We start from the raw sequence: 2,978 nt of genomic DNA on the forward strand, positions 1-2,978 counted from the left end.
AACCACCCTATGGCACTTCGATGCCGCAGAGTGGGCGCCGTCCACAGCATCAAAAGCCGACATGCAAAGCACCAGTAGCGAGGTCCGCATCTACTTGCAATGCGGGCCTCAACGCTCTTCATCCGGATGTACCCACTTGTACGGCGTAATCTCCCCGCTCGGTCAGCTTGATCATGCGGACAGGTGGCTTGTAACGGCGTGTGCCGCACGACCGGCATCGGAAAGATGGTTCTAGCTTCCAGATCGGCGTACCACGCGCCCTCCGGATGGCGTCGAGCGGCAGACTCGCTCTTGTCTTGCATCGGCAGCATTCGATCTCCAGCCGGCCGTAACCGCCGTTCAAGCATTGGCTTATCGTGGGAGACGGCTGCGCTGGCCCTCCATAGCCTTCCATGCGGACTGACCACACGCTTCTGCCGGCACACAACTGTTAACCACCCGTTAACCATAGCTATTCATGGTGCTGTTCGTGTGTGTGTTCGCGACGAGTTTGAACTACATGGCGCAGCGTATTTCCAGAGCGTCAGTTGGAGGGGATGAGGACGCCCTGAGCTGTCCCTCCCCGCTGGCACCAGACAAGGGAGCAACAGCCCTCGATCTGGTATATCAAGCGGCCGACGTTTTCCGCGGTATGGAGAAGCACGCCCGCGAGACCGAAGCCCGTGCCCAGTCAATTTGCGCGAGCGCGTTAGAAGGATTGCGGCTTGCCGAAATGCGAGCGGAGGCCGCCGAGCAGGCACAACGTGAACTCATCGTCACCGCCGAACGTAAGCTGCAACATGCGTGCCAAGCGCTGGAACAAGCCCGGTCCTGTATTGAAGCTCAGAAGGATAAGTTGACGGCCGTAGAGCTTCGTGCCGAAGTTGCCGAAGCCGATGCGCGACAAGCCAAGGAGGCGCTCGCGCTCGTTGAAGAGGCCATTCGCAAGCGTCTGCTTTGCGCAAACCCCGATGTGGGTGTCAGGTTGACAGCGGTAGCCTGATCCATTGCGACTGCCATGGCTCACCTGGGTGCCGCCGGAGGCAGCCGCGGCACGAGCGAACACCCTGCTGTGAGCTTGACGGCGGCCGCCTCCTTTGGGCCAACGATTTGAAATCGGCCGGCGCATGGGTCGCGGTTCAAGTACGAGTGTACCGCGCGCGCCAATTCAAAATGACAAAGCCAAACGATAACTAGCTATTAACCAAGCTAGATTATCTGGAGAGTTGGGCATTCGGGGCGCGTGTGCTGGCTTGCTGGCCAGCCGGTAGTGTAGGCGTGGACCCATGGCCCTTGACCCCGAAGAGTTCGTCACCCTGACAGATCACGGCTCGATGAAACTGCGCGCGGCCGTATTGCGCGCGATGACGTTGCTGCCCAAGGAGCGCAAGCGGACAACAATCGTCCGTGAGGGTGAACCAGCGATCCTGAATTTCGAGCAGATCAAAAACCTTGCGGCGCAGTGGGACGAACGGCTCGTGCCAATCGACTGACTGGTTTCCCTGCGCTGGTTTAAGTCGGGTCGTCGAATACGCGCCCGATCTGAACGCGGAAACCAAGAAAAAAGATTGATCTGGTTCGCCCTCAACGAGGACCGTCCGTTGTTCGCCTCCGCAGGCATGTGGACGAACTACAACGGGGATCGCGGCACCAAGTCGAAGCCGACACCGGGGCCGCTACGCCGGAAATCGAACGTTGCATATCGCACCGTGATCGTCTCCGGTAGCGTTGTCTGCCGGATAGACCGCATATGGCACCAGGCAATCCAGGACAAGGATCATGGAGGCGCCGAGCCACCCACGGCCATCGACGCCGGCCCGCTGGAGTGATGGACATTCGCCGTTCCGATCCTGAGCGAATTCACCTGTACGGTCACTATGGCAGCGACGAATGCCCTAGGAACTGACCTCACCGCGTCCCGTTGCCCTCCGGGAGGAGAACAGAGCATCGGTGAGGTTCATGATAGCATCGTTGGGATTACCACATTGGCTGATGATCGCAGGGACGTTGCTGGTCGTCGTCGGCTTTGTTGGTGCCCTAGTCAGCGGCAAAAAAGCAGACGAAGTTGATCCACTACCCAACCAGCCGACTGATACGCCCCACCAGCAGATGCCGCCTTTGCCGAGTCTCCTCGACTCCAGGCCAAAGAACAACGCCTAGTCACCTATTGGGATTCTCAACGGGTCTTCGGCCATCGGCGCTGTAATCAAAGCGTCACAAACCTGCGGCAGGGTCAGCAAGCCGGCATTTCAGCAGCCGACCGGGGAAATCCCAATGCCGCCGAGCGATTATACTCCGCTCTGGCCAGCGTTGCGTCAAACAGAGGAAATAAACCCCACTCGTCAAAGGACGACGATAGATGATTGATCAACAGCTGGCTCGCTTGCGTACGCATCGCAGTAATATTCAACGCTATCGCAATTTATTGCAAACCAGCCTGACAGAGCTTGAGCGCAAGTTTGTCGAACAGCGCTTGATCGAAGAGCAATCAAATCTGGAGAGCTTGGCCACCTCCCTCCCCGATAACTTCCGCGGGTCGAAAGCCGGTCGTTCGGACAGCCGCCTGGCTTAGGCGGTGCGTGCTTGTAAGTGGCCTGCTGCCGTGAACCGGCGGCAACTTCCCATGATGTGCGTTGCGCGTTGAGCCGACCCGCTGTGAAAGACCCGAAAAGCTGTCGCTGGATTGCTCAGCGACGGTTCTCCGGCCGCCAACCGTGGCGCTGGTTCCTTGGCACGCATTTTCCAGCAGTCTGGGCCGTTCTTAGGAACTTGCGGCGCTGCTGAGAATCGAATCCATCGCTCTCGGGGATCGTGGAGACGAACCGAGAGAAAGTGGCGGCCCCAGCTATCTCCTCCCAGAGTACTGGGGCCGTTTTCAGATGCAGCCGCCAGCGCGACCGGCGGTCTTATTTGGATAGTTACGACGATCAACCTACCCTGAGATTTTCGGCGGATTCTTTCCCGCGGTTGGCCACGACTTCGTAGCTTACCCTCGCGCC

Annotated in this window: 4 protein-coding genes and 1 pseudogene; 4 read left to right on the plus strand and 1 reads right to left on the minus strand. The window is 58.9% G+C overall.

From position 1 onward, the window contains the following. Window positions 1-108: 108 nt before the first annotated feature. A pseudogene (locus CQ12_RS46020) lies at window positions 109-427 on the minus strand (hypothetical protein). Between the two features lie 30 nt (window positions 428-457). Here CQ12_RS46020 and CQ12_RS05640 point away from each other — a divergent pair. From CQ12_RS05640 to CQ12_RS05655, 4 genes are all read left to right on the plus strand, one after another. Then, window positions 458-982: a peptide chain release factor 1 gene (locus tag CQ12_RS05640; protein WP_245309749.1), complete on the plus strand. Its 525-nt coding sequence runs from the start codon at window positions 458-460 to the stop codon at window positions 980-982. A gap of 283 nt (window positions 983-1,265) precedes the next feature. Then, on the plus strand, window positions 1,266-1,472 hold the full coding sequence (locus CQ12_RS05645; RefSeq protein ID WP_057834369.1) for a hypothetical protein: 207 nt from the start codon (window positions 1,266-1,268) through the stop codon (window positions 1,470-1,472). Window positions 1,473-1,547: 75 nt separating this feature from the next. Next, the gene (locus CQ12_RS47580) at window positions 1,548-1,808 is read left to right on the plus strand and encodes a hypothetical protein (RefSeq protein WP_057834370.1); all 261 of its coding nucleotides are present in this window, start codon (window positions 1,548-1,550) and stop codon (window positions 1,806-1,808) included. 530 nt (window positions 1,809-2,338) lie between these two features. Then, window positions 2,339-2,551: a hypothetical protein gene (locus CQ12_RS05655; protein WP_057834371.1), complete on the plus strand. Its 213-nt coding sequence runs from the start codon at window positions 2,339-2,341 to the stop codon at window positions 2,549-2,551. Window positions 2,552-2,978: the final 427 nt, after the last annotated feature.

The organism is Bradyrhizobium jicamae, from assembly GCF_001440395.1.
Taxonomy (GTDB): Bacteria; Pseudomonadota; Alphaproteobacteria; order Rhizobiales; family Xanthobacteraceae; genus Bradyrhizobium; species Bradyrhizobium jicamae.